The organism is Pseudomonas sp. HMSC066A08, assembly GCF_001813025.1.
GTDB classification, from domain to species: domain Bacteria; phylum Pseudomonadota; class Gammaproteobacteria; order Pseudomonadales; family Pseudomonadaceae; genus Pseudomonas; species Pseudomonas aeruginosa.
This window is the reverse complement of sequence record NZ_KV811258.1, coordinates 1-238: the sequence shown is the minus strand read 5'-3', so window position 1 is coordinate 238 and position 238 is coordinate 1. Positions and strand designations below refer to the sequence as shown.

Below are 238 nucleotides of genomic sequence, written 5' to 3'. Positions count from 1 at the left end.
GCCGCTGGTGATCACCCCGGAAGGCCTCGACCGGAAATTCTACGAAATCTGCGCCCTGTCCGAGCTGAAGAACGCCCTGCGCTCCGGCGACATCTGGGTCAAGGGCTCGCGGCAGTTCCGCGACTTCGACGACTACCTGCTGCCGGCCGAGAAGTTCGCCGCACTCAAGCGCGAGCAGGCCCTGCCCCTGGCGATCAACCCGAACAGCGACCAGTACCTGGAAGAGCGTTTGCAGCTG

General features: G+C 64.7%; 1 protein-coding gene. It reads left to right on the top strand.

Going from position 1 to position 238, the window contains the following annotated elements; all coding sequences use genetic code 11:
* A partial coding sequence (locus HMPREF2886_RS34925) for a hypothetical protein (RefSeq protein ID WP_256562483.1) occupies positions 1 to 238 on the top strand: 238 nt, incomplete at both ends.